Annotated in this window: 14 protein-coding genes; 5 read left to right on the forward strand and 9 right to left on the reverse strand. The window is 66.1% G+C overall.

The annotated features are described in order from the left end of the window. Nucleotides 1-6 precede the first annotated feature (6 nt). Together ACFWP0_RS16165 and adeC are read left to right on the forward strand one after the other, a co-directional pair. Entirely contained in the window at nt 7-3,186 is a 3,180-nt protein-coding gene (locus ACFWP0_RS16165) for an efflux RND transporter permease subunit (RefSeq protein WP_377843676.1), read from the forward strand. Beyond that, the gene (gene adeC, locus ACFWP0_RS16170) at nt 3,186-4,649 is read left to right on the forward strand and encodes an AdeC/AdeK/OprM family multidrug efflux complex outer membrane factor (protein ID WP_377843678.1); all 1,464 of its coding nucleotides are present in this window, start codon (nt 3,186-3,188) and stop codon (nt 4,647-4,649) included. The genes ACFWP0_RS16165 and adeC overlap by 1 nt, the downstream gene beginning before the upstream one ends. 93 nt (nt 4,650-4,742) lie before the next feature. Here adeC and ACFWP0_RS16175 read toward each other — a convergent pair whose 3' ends face one another. The 6 genes from ACFWP0_RS16175 to ACFWP0_RS16200 all read right to left on the reverse strand — a co-directional run bounded on the left by ACFWP0_RS16175 (nt 4,743) and on the right by ACFWP0_RS16200 (nt 11,377). Continuing rightward, the gene (locus tag ACFWP0_RS16175) at nt 4,743-4,994 is read right to left on the reverse strand and encodes a GlsB/YeaQ/YmgE family stress response membrane protein (protein WP_377843679.1); all 252 of its coding nucleotides are present in this window, start codon (nt 4,992-4,994) and stop codon (nt 4,743-4,745) included. A 103-nt stretch (nt 4,995-5,097) separates the two neighbouring features. After that, the gene (locus ACFWP0_RS16180; RefSeq protein WP_377843681.1) at nt 5,098-5,712 is read right to left on the reverse strand and encodes an SCO family protein; all 615 of its coding nucleotides are present in this window, start codon (nt 5,710-5,712) and stop codon (nt 5,098-5,100) included. Between the two features lie 162 nt (nt 5,713-5,874). Further along, complete coding sequence (locus ACFWP0_RS16185) at nt 5,875-7,941, reverse strand: M3 family metallopeptidase (RefSeq protein ID WP_377843682.1); 2,067 nt, start codon at nt 7,939-7,941, stop codon at nt 5,875-5,877. A 210-nt stretch (nt 7,942-8,151) separates the two neighbouring features. Further along, nucleotides 8,152-9,003: a bifunctional methylenetetrahydrofolate dehydrogenase/methenyltetrahydrofolate cyclohydrolase FolD gene (gene folD / locus ACFWP0_RS16190; protein ID WP_377843684.1), complete on the reverse strand. Its 852-nt coding sequence runs from the start codon at nt 9,001-9,003 to the stop codon at nt 8,152-8,154. Further along, entirely contained in the window at nt 9,000-9,626 is a 627-nt protein-coding gene (locus ACFWP0_RS16195; RefSeq protein WP_057284369.1) for a response regulator transcription factor, read from the reverse strand. The genes folD and ACFWP0_RS16195 overlap by 4 nt, the downstream gene beginning before the upstream one ends. Continuing rightward, nucleotides 9,623-11,377 (reverse strand): PAS domain S-box protein, encoded by a 1,755-nt coding sequence (locus ACFWP0_RS16200; protein ID WP_377843686.1) that lies wholly within the window; start codon nt 11,375-11,377, stop codon nt 9,623-9,625. The genes ACFWP0_RS16195 and ACFWP0_RS16200 overlap by 4 nt, the downstream gene beginning before the upstream one ends. A gap of 354 nt (nt 11,378-11,731) precedes the next feature. Between ACFWP0_RS16200 and aceE the strand changes: the two genes are divergently transcribed. From aceE to lpdA, 3 genes are read left to right on the forward strand one after another with little or no spacing between them, the layout of a single operon-like run. Continuing rightward, nucleotides 11,732-14,440 (forward strand): pyruvate dehydrogenase (acetyl-transferring), homodimeric type, encoded by a 2,709-nt coding sequence (aceE, locus tag ACFWP0_RS16205; protein ID WP_377843687.1) that lies wholly within the window; start codon nt 11,732-11,734, stop codon nt 14,438-14,440. A gap of 12 nt (nt 14,441-14,452) precedes the next feature. Further along, nucleotides 14,453-16,135 (forward strand): dihydrolipoyllysine-residue acetyltransferase, encoded by a 1,683-nt coding sequence (aceF, locus tag ACFWP0_RS16210; RefSeq protein ID WP_377843689.1) that lies wholly within the window; start codon nt 14,453-14,455, stop codon nt 16,133-16,135. A 12-nt stretch (nt 16,136-16,147) separates the two neighbouring features. Beyond that, complete coding sequence (gene lpdA / locus ACFWP0_RS16215; RefSeq protein ID WP_377843690.1) at nt 16,148-17,941, forward strand: dihydrolipoyl dehydrogenase; 1,794 nt, start codon at nt 16,148-16,150, stop codon at nt 17,939-17,941. Nucleotides 17,942-18,117: 176 nt separating this feature from the next. Here the strand turns inward: lpdA and ACFWP0_RS16220 are convergent, their stop codons facing one another. From ACFWP0_RS16220 to ACFWP0_RS16230, 3 genes are all read right to left on the reverse strand, one after another. Next, nucleotides 18,118-18,312: a putative motility protein gene (locus ACFWP0_RS16220; protein WP_377843692.1), complete on the reverse strand. Its 195-nt coding sequence runs from the start codon at nt 18,310-18,312 to the stop codon at nt 18,118-18,120. A gap of 175 nt (nt 18,313-18,487) precedes the next feature. Beyond that, on the reverse strand, nt 18,488-19,042 hold the full coding sequence (locus tag ACFWP0_RS16225; protein WP_377843693.1) for a transposase: 555 nt from the start codon (nt 19,040-19,042) through the stop codon (nt 18,488-18,490). Between the two features lie 300 nt (nt 19,043-19,342). Beyond that, complete coding sequence (locus ACFWP0_RS16230) at nt 19,343-20,176, reverse strand: hypothetical protein (RefSeq protein WP_377843695.1); 834 nt, start codon at nt 20,174-20,176, stop codon at nt 19,343-19,345. Nucleotides 20,177-20,253: the final 77 nt, after the last annotated feature.

Raw genomic sequence — 20,253 nt, forward strand, 5'->3', positions numbered from 1 at the left:
CCATGCATGGCAAAGTTTTTTATCGATAGGCCGGTTTTCGCCTGGGTGATCGCGATCGTGCTGATGATGGCCGGCGCGCTGTCCATCCTGCAGTTGCCGGTCGCCCAGTACCCCAACATCGCGCCGCCGGCCATTGGCATCGCGGTGACCTACCCGGGCGCGTCCGCGCAGACCGTGCAGGACACCGTGGTGCAGGTGATCGAACAGCAGATGAACGGCCTGGATGGTTTGCAATACATCTCGTCGGAAAGCAATTCCGACGGCAGCATGTCCATCACGCTGACCTTCAAGCAGGGCACCAACCCGGATACCGCGCAGGTCCAGGTCCAGAACAAGCTGGCCCTGGCGCAGCCGCTGCTGCCGCAGGAAGTGCAGCAGCAGGGCATCCGCGTCACCAAGGCCACGAAGAACTTCCTGATCGTGGCGGGCTTCGTGTCCACCGACGGCACGATGACCAAGGACGACCTGGCCGACTACGTCGCGTCCTACGTCCAGGATCCCATCAGCCGCACGCAGGGCGTGGGCGACTTCCAGCTCTTCGGCTCGCAGTACGCGATGCGCATCTGGCTGGACCCGGCCAAGCTCGTCAACTACGGCCTGACTACCGTCGATGTGGTGGCGGCGATCAAGGAACAGAACGTGCAGGTGTCGTCCGGCCAGCTGGGCGGCCTGCCGTCCGTGCGCGGCCAGCAGCTCAACGCGACCATCATCGGGCCCTCGCGCCTGGAGAAGGCCGAGGACTTCGGCCGCATCCTGCTGAAGGTCAATTCCGACGGTTCGCAGGTGCGCCTGGGCGATGTCGCGCGCATCGAGCTCGGCGGCCAGACCTACGCCATCGACAGCTTCTACAACGGCAAGCCCGCCTCGGGCCTGGCGATCAAGCTGGCTCCGGGCGCCAACGCCCTGGACACGGCGCAGGCGGTGCGCGACACCATCAACAACCTGAAGCCTTACTTCCCGCCGGGCATGGACGTCGTCTATCCCTACGACACGACCCCGTTCGTCAGCCTGTCGATCCACGAAGTGTTCAAGACGCTGGTTGAAGCCATCATCCTGGTCTTCCTGGTGATGTACCTGTTCCTGCAGAACTTCCGCGCCACCATCATTCCCACGCTGGCCGTGCCGGTGGTGCTGCTGGGCACGTTCGGCGTGCTGGCGGCGTTCGGCTACTCCATCAACACACTGACCATGTTCGGCATGGTGCTGGCCATCGGCCTTCTGGTCGACGACGCCATCGTGGTGGTGGAGAACGTGGAGCGCGTGATGGCCGAAGAGGGCCTCACGCCCAAGCAGGCGACCCGCAAGTCCATGAGCCAGATCACCGGCGCGCTGATCGGCATTGCCATGGTGCTGGCCGCCGTGTTCATACCCATGGCGTTCTTCGGCGGCTCCACCGGCGTGATCTATCGCCAGTTCTCGATCACCATCGTGTCCTCCATGGTGCTGTCGGTGCTCGTGGCCATCGTCTTCACGCCGGCCCTGTGCGCGACGCTGCTCAAGCCCATCCCCAAGGGCCATCATGGCGCGAAGCGCGGCTTCTTCGGCTGGTTCAACCGCACGTTCGAGCGCAGCAGCAACGGCTACGCCAACACCGTGGCGCGCGGCCTGAACCGCACCAAGCGCCTGATGGTGGTCTACCTGGCGCTGGTCCTCGCCATGGGCTGGATGTTCACCCGCATCCCGACCGCGTTCCTGCCGGCCGAAGACCAGGGCATCCTGTTCGCCCAGATCCAGACGCCGGCCGGCGCCACCGCCCAAGCCACCAAGGCCGTCATCGACGACGCCACCAACTATCTTCTGACCGAAGAAAAGGACGCCGTCACCTCGGTGTTCGCGGTCAACGGCTTTAACTTCGGCGGCCGCGGCCAGAACGCGTCCATCCTCTTCATCAAGCTGCGCGACTGGGAAGAGCGCGGCGACGCCAGCCTGAAGGCCGGCGCCGTGGCGGCGCGCGCCAACGCGCACTTCGCCAAGACCGAGCGCCGCGCGCAGCTGTTCGTGGTGCCGCCGCCGTCCGTGATGGAACTGGGCAACGTCACCGGCTTTGACTTCCAGCTCATGGACCGCGCAGGCGTGGGCCACGAAAAGCTGCTTGCCGCGCGCAACCAGCTGCTGGGCGAGGCCGCGAAGAGCCCGGTCCTGATCGGCGTGCGTCCCAACGGCATCGAAGACGCGCCGCAGTACCAGCTGGACATCGACCGCGAGAAGGCGCGCGCGCTGGGCGTGGCCGTCTCGGACATCAACAGCACGCTGGCCACCGCATGGGGTTCGTCGTACGTCAACGACTTCATCGACCGCGGCCGCGTGAAGAAGGTGTTCGCGCAGGGCGAGGCATCGTCGCGCATGCTGCCGGAAGACCTGAACAAATGGTATGTGCGCAACAACGCCGGCGACATGGTGCCGTTCTCGGCGTTCTCCAGCGCCACCTGGAGCTTCGGCCCGCAAAAGCTGAACCGCTACAACGGCGTGCCGTCCTACAACATCCAGGGCCAGGCGGCGCCGGGCTACAGCTCGGGCGCGGCCATGGAGGAAATGGAACGGCTGGCGGCAAAGCTGCCGGTGGGCGTGGGCTTTGAATGGACGGGCCTGTCCTTCGAAGAGCGCCTGTCCGGAGCCCAGGCGCCCGCGCTGTACGCGATTTCGCTGATCGTGGTGTTCCTGTGCCTGGCGGCGCTGTATGAAAGCTGGACCATTCCGTCCGCGGTCATGCTGGTGGTGCCGCTGGGGATCATCGGGGCATTGCTGGCGACGCTGATGCGGGGCCTGTCCAACGACGTGTATTTCCAGGTGGGCCTGCTCACCACAATCGGGCTGGCGGCCAAAAACGCCATCCTGATCGTGGAGTTTGCCAAGGAGCACTACGAGGCGGGCGCCAGCCTGACGGAATCGGCCATCCACGCCGCCCGCCAGCGTCTGCGTCCCATCCTGATGACGTCCCTGGCGTTCATCCTGGGCGTGACCCCGCTGGCGATCTCGACGGGCGCGGGTTCGGGCAGCCAGAACGCCATCGGCACCGGCGTCATCGGCGGCATGCTGACCGGCACCTTCCTGGCCATCTTCTTTGTCCCGGCATTCTTCGTGATCATGCTGCGCGTGTTCAAGGTCAAGCGCATGAGCGAAAACCTCGACAAGCACGACACCAGCGCCAAGGCTACGCAGGACGTGTCCGCAGAAGGACAACCGTAATGAAACTTCAGATGAGAACCTTGCTGTCTGTTTCCCTGGCGGCGGCGCTTGCGGGCTGCTCGCTGGCCCCCACGTACGAACGGCCGGATGCGCCGATCGACACGGCCTATCCCACGGGCCCGGCCTACAACACGGCCCAGGCGGGCGCGCCGGGCGGCGTGTCCACGGCCGATGTCGGCTGGCGCGATTTCTTCAGTGAAGACGCGCTGCTGCAGCAGCTGATCGAACGGTCGCTCGCGAACAACCGCGACCTGCGCGTGGCGGCCCTGAACGTCGAGGCGGCGCGCGCGCAGTACCGCATCCAGCGCGCCGACCTGATGCCCAGCGTGGGCATCGCCGGCCAGGGATCGGCCCAGCGCACGCCGGCGGACCTCTCGCCCAGCGGGCAGGCCACTACCAGCCACAGCTATCAGGTGGGCGCAGCGACGTCCGCCTGGGAACTGGACCTGTTCGGCCGGATCCGCAGCCTGAGCGACCAGGCGCTGGAATCCTATCTGGCGCTGGACGAGACGCGCACCGCGACCCAGCTTGCGCTGATCGCCGAGGTGGCCAACGCCTACCTGACGCTGCGCGCCGACCAGGAACTGCTGAGCCTCACGCGCGACACGCTCAAGAGCCAGGAAGACTCCTTCAAGCTTACCCAGCAAAGCTACGACCAGGGCCTGTCCACCTCGCTGGACCTGAGCCAGGCGGAAGTGTCGCTGCGCACGGCCCAGCGCAACCTGTCGCAATACACGCGCCAGGCCGCGCAGGACCGCAACGCGCTGGTGCTGCTGGTGGGCCAGCCCATGCCGCCCGAGCTGACGGCGGCGCTGGACGGCGCGGTCAGGCTGGACGACGGCATGCTGCCGACCACGCTGCCCGCCGGCCTGCCGTCGGACCTGCTGGCCCGCCGTCCGGACATCCGCGCGGCCGAGCACCAGCTCAAGGGCGCCAACGCCAACATCGGCGCGGCTCGCGCGGCCTTCTTCCCGACCATCAGCCTGACGGGCTCGGCCGGCACCGCCAGCGCCAGCCTGGGCGGACTGTTCGAAGGCGGTTCGGGCGCCTGGAGCTTCGTGCCCCAGATCACCGCGCCGATCTTCGCGGGCGGCTCGCTGCTCGCCGGCCTGGACCTGGCCAAGGTGCAGAAGAACATCCAGGTCGCGCAATACGAGAAGTCCATCCAGACGGGCTTCCGTGAAGTCGCGGATGCCCTGGCCGGCCGCGGCACCCTGGACGAGCAGATCCAGGCGCAGCGCCTGCTGGTGGACGCCAACCAGCGCGCCTACGACGCCTCGGAACAGCGTTTTCGCCAGGGCATCGACGACTACCTGAGCGTGCTGGATTCGCAGCGTTCGCTGTACACCGCGCAGCAGGCGCTGGTCGACACGCGCCTGGCTCGGCTGTCCAACCTGGTCACCCTGTACAAGGTGCTGGGCGGCGGCTGGACCGAACGCACGGCGGCGGCGCCCGCCGGCTAAGCGGCGACGCGCTTGCGGCGCGGGCAAAGCAACATACAAAAGGGCCGGTCAAAAAGACCGGCCCTTTTTTATGTTGCTTTGCCTAGCAGGACGTCAGGCGCGTTTCTTGGCGATCAGGCCCACCACGAACAGGACGATGATCGCGCCCACGACGGACCCGATCCAGCCGGCGGGTTCGCCCGCAGCGTACCAGCCGAGCGACTGGCCCAGGAATCCGGCGACGACCGCGCCGATGATGCCCAGAATGGTGGTCATGATGATCCCCATGTTCTGGTCCCCGGGCATGATGGCGCGGGCGATCAGGCCCACGATGAACCCGACGATGATCATGATGATGATGCTCATGCGCGTACTCCTTACTAGGATAAAAGGGGCAATGTGGACTGATGATACCCACGCGTCGCGGGGCCCGGCTGTAACAACTGGTATGCGGAAACGGCTGTCCGGCTCAGGAGGAGAGGTCGATCAACTGGCGCACGTCCTTGGTCATGGCCTCGATGCTGTCGGTGTCCGAGGCCAGCAGGCGGGCCCGGCCGTCCTTGTCGAAAATGTACACGCCGCGGCTGTGCGTGACCTCGTACATATCGGCGTCGTCGCCGGGCCGGGGCTTTTCGATCTGATAGGCCACGCGGTAGCGGCGGGCCAGGTCTGCGATCTGCTTCTCGTCGCCGGTCACGCCGATGGCGTTGTTGTTGAAGGCGTTGACGTAGGCCTGCAGGATGTCGGGCGTGTCGCGGTGGGGATCGACGCTGACGAACAGGATGCGCACATCCCGTGCCTTGTCTCCCAGGTTCTGCAGCACGGCGGTCAATTGCGCCATGGTCGTCGGGCAGATGTCCGGGCAACTGGCGTAGCCGAAGAACAGCAGCACCGTCTTGCCCTTGAGCTCCTCGCTGCTGACCGTCTTGCCGCCCGCGCCGGGCAGCGAGAATTTCAGGTCGGGCAGATGCCCCTTCACGTTGTAGAGCGTCCAATCGACGTTCCTGTCGCCGCAGGCGGCAAGAAACACGCACAGAGCCAACAGCAGGCCGCGCCACGCGCGGCCGGAAATGAGGTGTCGCATGAGTCCAATAGCCGGAAAAGGGGGTAAACCTTTTGATTCTACCCGTTGCGGCAAGCCCGGGCAGGGCGCGGCGGCGGCGCCTTGTCCCGGCGCAAAGGGCGGGCTGAAAAAGAAACGGCCCGCGCGAAGGCGGGCCGCGGGCCGGCAGGCAGCGGGGGCTTGTCAGCCGGGCGTCATGCCGCTGTGGCGCAGCAGCGCGTCGATGCGCGGGGCGCGGCCGCGGAACGCGGCGAACGACTCCGCGGCGGGGCGCGAGCCGCCCACGGCCAGCACTTCGCGGCGGAAACGGGCGCCCGTTGCGGGATCCAGCGTGCCCAGCGCATTGCCGGCCTGCTTGGCCGCGGCTTCCTCGAAGGCCTCGTAGGCGTCGGCGGACAGCACCTCCGCCCACTTGTAGCTGTAATAGCCCGCGCCGTAGCCGCCCGCGAAAAGGTGCGAGAAGGCGTGCGGCAGGCGATGCCAGGCCGGCGGGAACAGCACGGCGACTTCCTCGCGCACCTGCTGCAGCAGGGCCAGCACGTCGGTAATCGATGCGCCCGTGGCGCGGTCATGCATCAGCATGTCGAAAAGCGCGAACTCGATCTGGCGCACGGTCTGCATGCCGCTCTGGTAGTTGCGGGCGGCGACCAGGCGGTCATAGAGCGCGCGCGGCAGCGGCTCGCCGGTGTCCACGTGGGCCGACAGCTTTTGCACCACGGCCCATTCCCAGCAGAAGTTCTCCATGAACTGCGAGGGCAGCTCGATGGCGTCCCATTCCACGCTGGCGAATGCGGCGGCGCCGGGCTCGTCGACCTCGGACAGCAGGGCATGCAGGGCGTGGCCGGTTTCATGGAAGAGGGTGATGACGTCGTCGTGCGTCAGCACGGCGGCGCGATCGCCGTTGGGGCGCGAGAAGTTGCAGGTGAGGTAGGCGATGGGCGTCTGGACGTGGCCGGCCACGACGCGGCGCGTGCGCTCGCTGTCGACCCAGGCGCCGTTCTGCTTGCCCGAGCGCGCGTACAGGTCCAGGTACAGGTGGCCGATCAGCTCGCCCTTGGGGCTTTCCACGCGCACGCCGCGCACATCGCCGTGCCACGACGATACCGGCGTTTCGCTCAGGCGCACGTCGAACAGCGTCTGGATGACGTCGAACAGGCCCGCCAGCACGCGGGGCTCGGTGAAGTACTGCTTCACCTCGTCTTCCGAATAGGCGTAGCGCGATTCGCGCAGGCGCTCGGACGCGTAGGCCACGTCCCAGGGCTGCAGGCTGTCCAGGCCCAGTTCGCCGGTGGCGTAGTCCTTCAGCTCGGCCAGGTCGCGCTGGGCATAGGGCTTGGCGCGCGCGGCCAGGTCGCGCAGGAACGTGGTGACTTCCTTGGCGTCGCGCGCCATGCGCGTTTGCAGGCGCAGCGCGGCGAAGGTGCCCAGGCCCAGCAGGCCGGATTCTTCGGCGCGCAGGGCCAGCAGTTCTTCGATGAGGGGGGAATTGTCGAACTTCGCCTCGCCCTGCTCGGACGCCACCGTGCCGTAGCCGCGGTACAGCGATTCGCGCAGCGCGCGGTCTTGCGCGTACTGCATGACGGGCAGGTAGCACGGCATCTTCAGGGTGAGCTTCCAGCCCGGCTTGCCGTCCTCTTCGGCGGCGGCGCGGGCGGCGGCCTGCACGTCGGCCGGGATGCCGGCCAGGCGGGCTTCGTCTTCCACCAGCAGCGACCAGGCGTCGATGGAATCCAGCACGTTTTCCGAGAACTTCTGCGAGGCCTGGGCCTCGCGGTCGGAAATGGCGGCGTAGCGTTCGCGGTCGGCGCCCTGCAGCTCGACGCCGCTCAGGCGGAAGTCGCGCAGGGCCATTTCCACGATGCGGCGGCGCACGGGCGTCCACGACGCGAAATCGGGGGCGGCGGCCAGGCGCTGGTACTGCTTGTACAGGCCTTCGTGCAGGCCGACCCAGGTCGAGAATTCGGTCACCAGGGGCAGGGCGGCGTTATAGGCCTCGCGCAGCTCCGGGGTGTTGACGACGGCGTTCAGGTGGCCGGCTACCGACCAGGCGCGCCACAGGCGCTCGGACGCGGTGTCCAGCGGCTCCACCACGGCTTTCCAGGTGGGCGCGAGCGCGGGATCGGCGGCGTGGTCGACGGCCTGCCGGGCGATGCCCAGCAGTTCCTCGACGGCGGGCACGATATGCCCGGGCTTGACGGCCGCGTAATCGACCAGATCGGAGACGGGAGCGAGCAGGGGGTTCTGGTTCATGGTGTTACCGGCGTGAAAAATAGCGGGCGGCGCGGACGGCGCGCCGACGAAGGACATAAGGATCAGGTAGGGGCGATCCGCCCAAACGCAAGGGCGGGATATCGCTTGCGGAGAGCGCCGCGGGGGCGCCCGCGGCCCGGGCCGAGGGCCGGGCGGGGCAGTTCCCGCGGCAGGGCCGGCGCGTGGCGCGGCCCGGGGGCGCAGCCGGACTCAGGCGGCAGCCCGTTCCGCCGCTTCGACGGTGTTGACCAGCAGCATGGCGATGGTCATGGGGCCCACGCCGCCCGGCACGGGCGTGATGGCGCCGGCCACTTCCTTGGCGGAGGCGAAGTCCACGTCGCCGCACAGCTTGCCGTCCGCGCCGCGGTTGATGCCCACGTCGATGACGACCGCGCCGGGCTTGATCATCGAGCCGTCGATCATGCCGGGCTTGCCCGTGGCAACCACCAGCACGTCGGCGCGGCGGGTCTGCGCGCCCAGGTCGCGCGTCTTGGAGTTGCAGAGCGTGATGGTGGCGCCGGCCTGCAGCAGCAGCATGGCCATGGGCTTGCCGACGATGTTGCTGGCGCCCACGATCACGGCTTCCGCGCCGCGCAGCGCCACGCCTTCCGATTCCAGCATCTTCATCACGCCGTAGGGCGTGCAGGGACGGAACAGCGGCTGGCCGGTCATGAGCAGGCCGGCGTTGCTGATATGGAAACCGTCCACGTCCTTCTCGGCCGCGATGGCCTCGATGACCTTGTGGGAATCCATGTGCTTGGGCAGCGGCAGCTGCACCAGGATGCCGTGGATGGACGGGTCCCGGTTCAGGATGGCGATGCGGGCCAGCAGCTCGGCCTCGGTCATCTCGGCCGGGTACTGCTCTTTCACGGAATGCAGGCCGGCCTTTTCGCAAGCGGCGACCTTGTTGCGCACGTACACCTGCGACGCGGGATCCGCGCCCACCAGCACTACGGCCAGGCCGGGGCGGGTTCCCTTGGCGGCCAGCACGGAAACGCGCTGGGCCACTTCTTCGCGAATGCGCAGCGACAATGCCGCGCCGTCAATAATCCTAGCGGTCATGCATGAGCCTCGGGTTTGGCCAAGGCCACTTTCATCAAATCAGCAACGGTGGTCACTTCAAGTTTTTCCATAATGTTGGCGCGGTGCGCCTCGACGGTCTTGATGCTGATGCCCAGATCGTCGGCGATCTGCTTGTTCAAGCGGCCGGCGACGATGCGCTCCAGCACCTGCTGCTCGCGCGCGGTCAGGCGCGCCAGCATGGCTTCGTGATCCTTCTGGGCCTGGTGCTTGCTCACGCGTTGCGTGGCCTGCTCCAGCATGCGCGCGACGATCTCGCGCAGGTCGGACTCGTTGAAGGGCTTTTCCAGGAAGTCGACCGCGCCCTTCTTCATCGTGGACACGGCCATGGGCACGTCGCCGTGGCCCGTGATGAACACGATGGGCAGCGGCGCATTGCGCAGGATCAGCTGTTCCTGCAATTCCAGGCCGCTCATGCCGGGCATGCGCACGTCGGCGATCAGCACGCCGATCTGGCTGGCGTCATAGTCTTCCAGGAACGATTCGCCGCTGGCGTAGGCGCGAACGCGGTAGCCATTGGCTTCCAATAGCCAGCGCAGCGAATCGCGGACCGCTTCGTCGTCGTCAACAATGAATACCGTGCTCGACAGGTGGGGCGTGTTCATGCGTGCAACTCCTCGGACTGATCATTCTGGGCCTGCGTCTGGGACGCAGCGCAGGGCAGGGTGAAGCGGAAAATAGTACCGCCGGCGGGGTTGGGGTCCGCCCACAGGCGGCCGTGGTGCGATTCAATAATGGTACGGCAGATATTCAGGCCCATGCCCAGGCCCTGGGTCTTGGTGCTGAAGAAGGGTTCGAACAGGCGCTCGGGTTCGGCCAGGCCATGGCCCCGGTCCACCACGGCCACCTCGATATGCTGCTCGTGCAGAATTACGGCAACCTTAAGCTCGTCGGACTCGCTCTTCTCCATGGCCTCCAGCCCGTTCTTCAGCAGGTTCAGCAGCACCTGCTCGATCAGGATGGGATCGGCCAGCACGTCCGGCGCGTTCGAGGGCACGAAGCTGTCGATGCGGATGCGGCGCTTGCGGGCGTCGATTTCGGCAAAGCCGATGGCGTTGTCGACAATGCGGCCGATGGCCACGCGCTGGCGGCGCGGCTCGCTGCGCTTCACGAATTCGCGGATGCGGCTGATGATCTTGCCGGCGCGCTCGGCCTGCGAGGCGGCTTTCTCCAGCGCGGGCAGCAGCATGTTGGGGCTGGTGTGGCCGGCCTTGACCAGGGCAACCGCGCCCATGCTGTAGTTGGCGATGGCCGTCAGCGGCTGGTTCAGTTCATGCGCCAGCGACGACGCCATTTCGCCCATCGTGGTCAGGCGGCTGGTGAGCTGGATCTTTTCCTGCTGCACGCGCGACGCTTCTTCGTGGCCGCGGCGCTCGGTGATGTCGCGCGCCACCTGCATGCGCACGCGGCGGCCGTCCGTCCAGGCCAGCATGCGGTGGTGCACTTCAAACCAGCGCTGCACGGACGGCGCGAACACCTCGACCGATTCGTCGGTGAAGCGGCCGCGGCGGCCGGCCAGCAGCTCGTCGTGCCCGCCCGTCTGCGCGCCGAACACGCGGCGGTAGGTGCGATTGGCAAACAGCAGTTCCAGGCCGTCGTGGGTGTCGGCGGTAACGGAAATGGCGTCGTCCAGGCCTTCCAGCACGGTCATGAAGCGCTCGTGCGCGGCGGTCAGGGCCTCGCGGATGCGCTTGGGTTCGGTGATGTCGGTCATGGAGGTCATCCAGCCGATCTGGTTGCCGTTGGGGTCCAGCAGCGGCGACACATACATGCGCGCCGTAAAGCGCGAGCCGTCGCGGCGCTGCGCCTCGACTTCCAGGCCGCTGCTGGGCGTCTTGCCCGACATCAGCACGTCCAGCGTGTGCTGGTGCTGTTCATGGCGGCCCGGCACCCAATAGGGGAAGGGCGGGCTGCGGCCGATCAGGTCGGCTTCGTTCCAGCCGATCATGCGGCAGAACGCCGGGTTCACGTAGGCGATGCGGCCTTCCATGTCCAGGACGCGCATGCCGGTGGACATGGAGTTCTCCATGGCGCGGCGAAAGCCGGTTTCGGCGATCAGGGCGGCCTCGGCGGTGGAGCGAAAGCGCGTGTAGCGCCAGAGCATCAGCAGGCTGATGACGATCACGCAGGACAGGGCCAGCACCACCCAGATGAGCCGCTGCTGGCGCATTTCCTGGTCGATCGTGACAAACATGACGCTGTCGTCATGGATGCGCTGCAGCCAGAAGAACACCGCCATCACACAGATATAGAGGATCAGCACCATCGCGGGCGTGACCCAGTACACGCCGCGCCGGCGGGTGCGGGCGTGGTCGTGGAAAGGCGTAGGTATATTGGACTTGGGCGCGCTGGACATGGAATTCGGGCCGGATAGACCGCGCATTTTAGTGCGTGTTGGAAGGGAATTGCCGGGAATCAACCCCTCCTTTTGGACTACGGCTTAAAAAGTATAGACGGGAGGTATTCAGCTTCCATTCAAAATTCCGCATTATGAAATGCCGTACCGCAACATGAAATTTTGCTTGCGAGCGGTTAATCTTCTTTCTTAGAATGCCGGCTGATAGGGAACAGGCCCTAGCCGCAGGTCCTTAGAAAACACCCCGACCCATGCATGACATGGTAGCCCGGATGATCCCGGCTACCATGCAATGTCCGCGAGTAGATAAATAAGCGGGTGTGGTCACGAACGAACCCCAACAGGAGACACACGATGTCCTCTTTCGCCCAGGCTGGCGCCGTGCAGGCTGCCAACGACGAAGACACCCTTGAAACCCAGGAGTGGCTCGAAGCCCTGGCGGCAGTCCTTGACCGTGAAGGACCGCAGCGCGCCCACTATCTGCTGGAACGCCTGATCGACGAAGCCCGTCGTTCCGGCGCCCACATCCCGTTCTCGCCGAATACCGCCTACGTCAACACGATTCCCCCCGGCCTGGAGCCGGCGCATCCGGGCAACCTGGAGCTGGAATCGCGCATCCGCTCGTACGTGCGCTGGAACGCCATGGCCATGGTGGTCAAGGCCAACAAGCACAACCCGCCGGACGGCGGCGACCTGGGCGGCCACATCGCGTCGTTCGCCTCGCTGGCCACCATGATCGGCTGCGGCCAGAACCATTTCTGGCACGCCGAAGACGAAGGCCACGGCGGCGACCTGGTCTACTTCCAGGGCCACACCTCGCCGGGCATGTACGGCCGCGCCTACCTCGAAGGCCGCCTGACCGAAGAACAGCTCAACCACTTCCGCCAGGAAGTCGACGGCAAGGGCCTGTCGTCCTACCCGCATCCGAAGCTGATGCCGGACTTCTGGCAGTTCCCGACGGTGTCGATGGGCCTGGGCCCGCTGATGGCCATCTACCAGGCCCGCTTCCTGAAGTACCTGCACGCCCGCGGCATCGCCGACACCAGCAACCGCAAGGTCTGGGTGTTCTGCGGCGACGGCGAAATGGACGAACCCGAATCGCTGGGCGCGATCGCGCTCGCGGCCCGTGAAAAGCTCGACAACCTGATCTTCGTCGTCAACTGCAACCTGCAGCGCCTGGACGGGCCGGTTCGCGGCAACGGCAAGATCATCCAGGAACTGGAAGGCGACTTCCGCGGTTCGGGCTGGAACGTCATCAAGCTGATCTGGGGCGGCTACTGGGATCCGCTGCTTGCGCACGACAAGGAAGGCATCCTGCGCCAGATCATGGAAGACACCGTCGACGGCGAGTACCAGGCGTACAAGGCCAACGACGGCAAGTTCGTCCGCGATCACTTCTTCGGCAAGCATCCGAAGCTGCTGGAAGCCGTGTCGCGCATGAGCGACGAGGACATCTGGCGCCTGAACCGCGGCGGCCACGACCCCCACAAGGTGTACGCCGCGTTCAACGCCGCGACCACCCACACCGGCCAGCCGACCGTCATCCTGGCCAAGACCATCAAGGGCTACGGCATGGGCCACGTGGGCCAGGCCAAGAATCCGACCCACCAGCAAAAGAAGCTGGAGCTCGAATCGATCCGCGAATTCCGCGACCGCTTCGGCATCCCGATCCCGGACGACAAGCTGGAAGACCTGCCGTACTTCAAGCCGGCCGAGGATTCGCCCGAAATGAAGTACCTGCACGAGCGCCGCGCCGCGCTGGGCGGCTACCTGCCGCGCCGTCGCGCCAAGGCCGACGAGCAGCTGAAGGCGCCCGCGCTGGACGCGTTCAAGGCCGTGCTGGAGCCCACCTCCGAAGGCCGTGAAATTTCCACCACCCAGGCCTTCGTGCGCATCCTGAACCAGGTGCTGCGCGACAAGGAACTGGGCCCGCGCGTCGTGCCGATCCTGGCCGACGAATCGCGCACCTTCGGCATGGAAGGCCTGTTCCGCCAGATCGGCATCTATGCGCCGGAAGGCCAGAAGTACACCCCGGTCGACAAGGACCAGGTCATGTACTACAAGGAAGCGGCCGACGGCCAGCTCCTGCAGGAAGGCATCAACGAAGCGGGCGCGATGAGCTCGTGGATTGCGGCGGCCACGTCGTACTCCTCGAACAACCGCATCATGATCCCGTTCTTCATCTACTACTCGATGTTCGGGTTCCAGCGCATCGGCGACCTGGCCTGGGCCGCCGGCGACATGCAGGCGCGCGGCTTCCTCCTGGGCGGCACCGCCGGCCGCACGACGCTGAACGGCGAAGGCCTGCAGCACGAAGACGGCCACAGCCACATCCTGGCCTCCACCATCCCGAACTGCGTGTCCTACGACCCGACGTTCGGCCATGAGCTGGCCGTGATCATCCAGCATGGCTTGAAGCGCATGGTGGAAGACCAGGAAAACGTCTACTACTACCTGACGGTGATGAACGAAAACTACCCGCAGCCCGGTCTGACCAAGGGCGACGAGGAAGGCATCATCCGCGGCATGTACAAGCTGAAGTCGCACGGCAAGGGCAAGAACCGCGTGCAGCTGATGGGTTCGGGCACGATTCTGCGTGAAGTCATGGCCGCGCAGGAACTGCTGGCCGCCGACTGGGACGTGGCGTCCGACCTGTGGAGCGTCACCAGCTTCACTGAACTGCGCCGCAACGGCCTGGACGCCGAGCGCCACAACATGCTGCACCCCGACGAGAAGAAGCCGCAGGTGGCTTACGTCACGGAACAGCTTGCCAAGACGGAAGGCCCGATCATCGCGTCGACCGACTACATGAAGCTCTTTGCGGACCAGATCCGTCCGTTCGTGCCCAAGGGCCGCGAATACAAGGTGCTGGGCACCGATGGTTTCGGCCGCTCGGATTTCCGCTCGAAGCTGCGCGAGCACTTCGAGGTGGATCGCCACTTCGTCGTGGTCGCCGCGCTGCGCGCGCTGGCCGACGAAGGCCGTGTGCCCGTCGCCAAGGTGGCCGAGGCCATCAAGAAGTACGGCATCAATCCGAACAAAGCCAACCCGCAATACGCCTGAGGGTAAAGAGACATGAGCAACATCGTGCAAATCAAGGTTCCCGACATCGGCGACTTCAAGGAAGTCGAAGTCATTGAGGTGCTGGTGGCGGTGGGCGACACGATCAAGGCCGAGCAGAGCCTGATTACCGTCGAATCCGACAAGGCCTCGATGGAAATCCCCGCCTCGCAGGGCGGCGTGGTGAAGGCCATCAGCGTGAAGGTCGGCGACAAGGTCGCCGAAGGCGCGGTCGTGCTGGAAGTGGAAGGGGCCGCCTCAGGCGCGGCCGAAGCTGGCGCGCCCGCCAAGGAAGAGACCCCCAAGGCCGACGCCAAGCCGGCCGCCAAGGAAGAACCCAAGCAGGCCGCCGCCGCGCCCAAGGCCGAGGCTTCGGCCCCGGCCGCCGCCAGCGGCCCGGTCGAGATCGAAGTGCCCGACATCGGCGACTTCAAGGAAGTGGAAGTCATCGAAGTCATGGTCGCCGTGGGCGACACGATCAAGGCCGAGCAAAGCCTGATCACCGTCGAGTCCGACAAGGCCTCGATGGAGATCCCGGCCTCGCAAGGCGGCGTGGTCAAGGAAGTGAAGGTCAAGGTTGGCGACAAGGTCGCCAAGGGCTCGGTCGTGGTCGTGGTGGAGGGCGCCGCGCCCGCCGCCGGCGCCGCTCCGGCCGCCAAGGCCGAGGCTGCCGCCGAGCCCGCCGCCAAAGCCCAAGCCAAGACCGAAGCCGCTGCTCCGGCCGCGCCCGCCTCGCGTCCGGCTCCCGCCGCCGCGCTGGAAGACGCCAACCTCAAGCCGGGCCAGCTGCCGCACGCCTCGCCCTCGGTGCGCAAGTTCGCGCGCGAACTGGGCGTGAACCTGAGCAAGGTCAAGGGTTCGGGTCCCAAGGAACGCATCACCGCCGACGACGTGCGCGGTTTCGTCAAGCAGGCGCTTTCCGCCGCCCCGGCGGCCGCCGCCGGCGGTTCGGCCGATGGCGCCGCGCTGGGCCTCTTGCCGTGGCCGAAGGTCGACTTCACCAAGTTCGGCCCGATCGAAGCCAAGCCGCTGTCGCGCATCAAGAAGATTTCCGGCGCGAACCTGCACCGCAACTGGGTCATGATCCCGCACGTCACCAACAACGACGAAGCGGACATCACCGACCTGGAAGCGCTGCGCGTCACGCTGAACAAGGAAAACGAGAAGTCGGGCGTCAAGGTCACGATGCTGGCCTTCCTGATCAAGGCCGTCGTCGCGGCCCTCAAGAAGTTCCCCGAGTTCAACGCCTCGCTGGACGGCGACAACCTGGTGCTCAAGCAGTACTACCACATCGGTTTTGCCGCCGACACGCCCAACGGGCTGGTGGTGCCGGTGATCCGCGACGCCGACAAGAAGGGCATCCTGCAGATCGCGCAGGAAATGACCGACCTGTCCAAGAAGGCGCGCGACGGCAAGATCTCGCCCGCGGAAATGCAGGGCGGCTGCTTCTCGATCTCGTCCCTGGGCGGCATCGGCGGCACCTCGTTCACGCCGATCATCAATGCGCCTGAAGTGGCCATCCTGGGCGTGTCGCGCTCCTCGCACAAGCCCGTTTGGGACGGCAAGCAGTTCGTGCCGCGCCTGATCGTGCCGCTGTCCCTGTCCTATGACCACCGCGTCATCGACGGCGCTTCGGCCGCGCGCTTCAACGCCTATCTGGGCGCCTTGCTGGCCGACTTCCGCCGCATCGCGCTGTAAACGGGGAGCCCTATGAGCAATACCGTTCAAATCAAAGTGCCGGACATCGGCGACTTCAAGGAAGTGGAAGTCATCGAGGTGCTGGTTGCCGTGGGCGACACGATCAAGGCCGAACAAAGCCTGATCACCGTCGAATCCGACAAGGCCTCGATGGAGATCCCCGCGTCGCAAGGCGGCGTGGTCAAGTCCATCGCCGTGAAGGTCGGCGACAAGGTCGCCGAAGGCGCGGTCGTGCTGGAAGTGGAGGCCGCCGACGCCGCCGCTGCCCCGGCAGCCCAGGCGTCTGGCGCCAAGACAGCACAGGTGTCAGACACCCAAGCGGCCAAAGCCCCGGTGTCTGACACCGCCAAAAAAGCCCCAGCCCCCGCCGCCGCCACCTACAGCGGTTCGGCCGACGCCGAATGCGACGTCCTGGTCCTGGGCGCCGGCCCTGGCGGCTATTCCGCCGCCTTCCGCGCCGCCGACCTGGGCCTGGCCGTGGTCCTGGTGGAACGCTACGACACGCTGGGCGGCGTCTGCCTGAACGTCGGCTGCATTCCGTCCAAGGCGCTGCTGCACAACGCCGCCATCATCGACGAGGCCCGCGAGCTGGCCTCCCACGGCATCAGCTTCGGCGAGCCCAAGATCGACCTGGACAAGCTGCGCGGCTACAAGGACAGCGTGGTCGCCAAGCTGACCGGCGGCCTGGCCGGCATGGCAAAGGCCCGCAAGGTCACCGTGGTGCACGGCGTAGGTGAATTCGCCGATGCCAACCACCTGACGGTCAAGGGCGCGGACGGCAAGTCGCAGACCATCCGCTTCAAGCAGGCCATCATCGCCGCGGGCAGCCAATCGGTGAAGCTGCCGTTCATGCCCGAGGACGATCGCGTCGTCGACTCGACCGGCGCCTTGCTGCTGCGTGAAATCCCCAAGAAGATGCTCATCGTCGGCGGCGGCATCATCGGCCTGGAAATGGGCACGGTGTACTCCACGCTGGGCGCGCGCCTGGACGTCGTGGAAATGCTGGACGGCCTGATGCAGGGCGCCGACCGCGACCTGGTCAAAGTCTGGCAGAAGAAGAACACCTACCGCTTCGACAACATCATGTTGAAGACCAAGACGGTGGGCGCGGAAGCCCGGAAGGACGGCATCTACGTCAGCTTCGAAGGCGAGGGCGCTCCCAAGGAGCCCCAGCGCTACGACCTGGTCCTGCAGGCCGTGGGCCGCAGCCCCAACGGCAAGAAGATCGGCGCTGACAAGGCAGGCATCGCCGTGACCGACCGCGGATTCATCGAGGTCGACCGCCAGATGCGCACCAACGTGCCGAACATTTTCGCGATTGGCGACATCGTCGGCCAGCCCATGCTGGCCCACAAGGCGGTGCATGAAGGCCACGTGGCGGCAGAAGCCGCGGCCGGCCAGAAGTCGTTCTTCGACGCGCGCGTCATCCCGTCGGTGGCCTACACCGATCCGGAAGTGGCGTGGGTGGGCCTGACCGAAGACGAAGCCAAGAAGCAAGGCATCAAGATCGAGAAGGGCGTGTTCCCGTGGGCCGCCTCCGGCCGCGCCATCGCCAACGGTCGCGACGAAGGCTTCACCAAGCTGATTTTCGACGCGGAAACGCATCGCATCCTGGGCGGCAGCATCGTGGGCACCCACGCTGGCGACCTGATCAGCGAATTGGCCCTGGCCGTGGAAATGGGCGCGGACGTCGTCGACATCGCCAAGACCATCCACCCGCACCCGACCCTGGGCGAATCGGTGGGCATGGCGGCCGAAGTCGCCGAAGGCGTGTGCACCGACCTGCCGCCGATGAAGAAGAAGTAAGGCGGGGCGGCTTGCCGCCATCGCAGTAAAAAGCGCCGGCCCTGTTCAGGGACCGGCGCTTTTTTTAATGGGCAATGCCAGGTGGAAGGCCGCCAGTCCTGCAATGAACAAAGCCGCCCTAGGCAGGCGGCTTGTTCAGGGTATTGCCGCGGGGCTCGCCGCCCCGCCGGCGACGCTCAGGCGTGCGTATTGACGCGCGAGCCCAGCGTGCTGTCGATGGCCATCACGGGAAGCGACTGCATCAGCGTCGCGACCGAATCGGCCTGCGCGTTGATGGCTTTCTTCAGCACGCGGGCCTGGACTTCCTGCATGACGTTAACGTCTTTCAGGGCCAAGGCGGAGTTGACGGTATTGTTGACGGAAGCGTCCATGGTCGGGGTGTCCTAGTGAAAGGCCGGGTCAGGCCGAAGCAAGCGCCATTATGGCGTACGTTTTCCGAGTGATGCGAAATATTTCTCCGCTATCTGACGCGGCAGTGGATTGTCGCGCCGGTTCGTGGCGGGCATGTGACATCCGTCGCGCACAGGCTATGGCTGCGTCAGGCCTTCATCCGGGGTGTGTGAGACACCATGCCGCATAAGCCTTCCTCCGCGCTTCCTGGTCTGCTCCTATCGCCAGATACAACTCATGGAAGTCCAGCGTTGCATCGTCGACAAGGCCCATCCGGGCCTGATAGCTCGACCAGGAGTAGTCCGAGGCGGACTCACACAAGCCGGCCCGCACCGGATTCAATTCTATGTACCGGCAGCATTCAAGCAGATATTGCTCGCTGTCGATCAGGCGTGATTTGAAACGGGCCTCCCAGAGCGAACCGGCGGTATCCCTGCGCAAGTTCCAGCGTCGCGTCGCCTGCCGCGCCACCCGCTGCATCAGTACCGAAACTGTCCGGGGATCGTCGCCCGGCGTCAGCAGCAGATGCACGTGGTTGGGCATCAGGCACCAGGCGTGCAGCGCGACGCCTAGCGACGCGCGGTAGGAGTGCAGGTCATCCAGATAGGCGCGATAAGCATGCGGATCACTGAAAATGACCTGCTGGCGATGGCCGCGCTGCACGACGTGATGCGGCTGATGCGCGACGAGAATGCGTGGGGGTCTTGCCATGGCTGTGCACGAATTGAAGGAGCAGCAGGCAGGATAGAGGTTCCGCGCAAGGCGTGGCCGCAATGCGGGATAAGTTCAGCGCTGCGACAACTTCATTGGAAGTCGATGGAAAGGTGTCTGACACCCTTGGAAAGGTGTCTGACACCCTTGAGGCGTGGTCGCAGGCTGGAAGTCGTCTCCCCCGGGTGTCAGACACCGACGCGGCAATGGCTCGCCGAGGGGGGGCATGCATGTTTCGTCTCCCCCAGGTGTCAGACACCGGTGCGGCAATGGCTCGCGCCGAGGGGGGCGCATGCATGTTCAAGGCTGCGTCGGGCATTCCTTGACGGCGCCCCAGCCGTGATTCGGCTCGCAGAACTGCTTGCGCGCCGTCCAGGCGCAATCGGGCCGTTCGAAAAAGCCGAGGTCCGCGCAGCGCGCCAGTTCACCCTTTAGCGCATCCACCCAGGCCAGCGGGTTTTGCATCGGGATCTCGGTGACGCGCAGCGTGGGGCGCGGCGCGTCGGTCGGCACCGGCGTTTCGCTTGCCGGCGGGCCCGGAACCATCGCAGGCGCGGCAATCGGCATCGACTGAGGGGCGGGGTGAGACGTGGGCTGAGAGGGGGGCTCAGATCCGGCCTGAGCCGCTGAGGCGGCCGGTCCGGGCTCGGCCGCGTCCGGCATTTCAGGCGGGGAGGCAGGGCCCTGCGGGGCGGGGTCCAACTCGGGCGCCGGCGGCAGCAGCGGCACCCGCACGGGGCCGGCCGCGGTCGCGCCGGTGCGCGCCGGGTTCGGCGAACTCCAGGACACCACAAGCAGCACCAGCGCGCCATAGATAGCCAGGGTGTACAGGACGGTCAATGTGGCATTGCCCACGCTGCGGCGGGTGATCGGCGTGGCTTCGTCGCGGCCCAGCAGGCTGCGCCAACCCACCAGCGCCGCTCCCGGCGCGGAAATCAGCCACCAGCCCAGCCGGCGGAGCCAGCCGGGCCGCTGCTGGGGAAGCGCGGCCTGGACTTGCGCGGCCAGCAGTTCGCGCAATGCGCGGTTCTCTTCGCGCAGACGCAAGGTCTGCATATCCACCGGCGCCTGATTGTCGGGATCCGTGGTGCCGTCGTGCTGCGTAGCGAGTGGATCGGGTGGCGTGGCGGTCATGTCGTGAAAAATATAGATACAAAAGCGTACAGCGGCAATTATGAAGTAAGTGTGAAACGGCGCAAGGGGGGAATAGA

Origin of the sequence: Achromobacter sp. NPDC058515 (assembly GCF_042721735.1) — a bacterium.
GTDB lineage: Bacteria > Pseudomonadota > Gammaproteobacteria > Burkholderiales > Burkholderiaceae_B > Achromobacter.

What these genes read in the sequence shown, in the direction of transcription:
- ACFWP0_RS16165 (WP_377843676.1), top strand. Translation starts at nt 7, where the DNA reads ATGGCAAAGTTTTTTATCGATAGGCCGGTTTTCGCCTGGGTGATCGCG.
- adeC (WP_377843678.1), top strand. Translation starts at nt 3,186, where the DNA reads ATGAAACTTCAGATGAGAACCTTGCTGTCTGTTTCCCTGGCGGCGGCG.
- ACFWP0_RS16175 (WP_377843679.1), bottom strand. Translation starts at nt 4,994, where the DNA reads ATGAGCATCATCATCATGATCATCGTCGGGTTCATCGTGGGCCTGATC.
- ACFWP0_RS16180 (WP_377843681.1), bottom strand. Translation starts at nt 5,712, where the DNA reads ATGCGACACCTCATTTCCGGCCGCGCGTGGCGCGGCCTGCTGTTGGCT.
- ACFWP0_RS16185 (WP_377843682.1), bottom strand. Translation starts at nt 7,941, where the DNA reads ATGAACCAGAACCCCCTGCTCGCTCCCGTCTCCGATCTGGTCGATTAC.
- folD (WP_377843684.1), bottom strand. Translation starts at nt 9,003, where the DNA reads ATGACCGCTAGGATTATTGACGGCGCGGCATTGTCGCTGCGCATTCGC.
- ACFWP0_RS16195 (WP_057284369.1), bottom strand. Translation starts at nt 9,626, where the DNA reads ATGAACACGCCCCACCTGTCGAGCACGGTATTCATTGTTGACGACGAC.
- ACFWP0_RS16200 (WP_377843686.1), bottom strand. Translation starts at nt 11,377, where the DNA reads ATGTCCAGCGCGCCCAAGTCCAATATACCTACGCCTTTCCACGACCAC.
- aceE (WP_377843687.1), top strand. Translation starts at nt 11,732, where the DNA reads ATGTCCTCTTTCGCCCAGGCTGGCGCCGTGCAGGCTGCCAACGACGAA.
- aceF (WP_377843689.1), top strand. Translation starts at nt 14,453, where the DNA reads ATGAGCAACATCGTGCAAATCAAGGTTCCCGACATCGGCGACTTCAAG.
- lpdA (WP_377843690.1), top strand. Translation starts at nt 16,148, where the DNA reads ATGAGCAATACCGTTCAAATCAAAGTGCCGGACATCGGCGACTTCAAG.
- ACFWP0_RS16220 (WP_377843692.1), bottom strand. Translation starts at nt 18,312, where the DNA reads ATGGACGCTTCCGTCAACAATACCGTCAACTCCGCCTTGGCCCTGAAA.
- ACFWP0_RS16225 (WP_377843693.1), bottom strand. Translation starts at nt 19,042, where the DNA reads ATGGCAAGACCCCCACGCATTCTCGTCGCGCATCAGCCGCATCACGTC.
- ACFWP0_RS16230 (WP_377843695.1), bottom strand. Translation starts at nt 20,176, where the DNA reads ATGACCGCCACGCCACCCGATCCACTCGCTACGCAGCACGACGGCACC.